1 rRNA gene is annotated in these 236 nt (G+C 61.0%); it reads left to right on the top strand.

The features are described from left to right. Positions 1-236 (top strand): 23S ribosomal RNA (locus ACYQ0J_RS13910); the annotation flags it as partial.

Genomic DNA, 236 nt, shown 5'->3' on the forward strand with positions numbered 1-236 from the left:
AAGAGGAGGTATAGGGAGCGACGCTTGCCCGGTGCCGGAAGGTCAAGGGGAGGGGTGCAAGCCCTGAACCGAAGCCCCGGTGAACGGCGGCCGTAACTATAACGGTCCTAAGGTAGCGAAATTCCTTGTCGGGTAAGTTCCGACCTGCACGAAAAGCGTAACGACCGGAGCGCTGTCTCGGCGAGGGACCCGGTGAAATTGAACTGGCCGTGAAGATGCGGCCTACCCGTGGCAGG

The sequence above is a fragment of the Thermus sp. FJN-A genome (assembly GCF_054655095.1).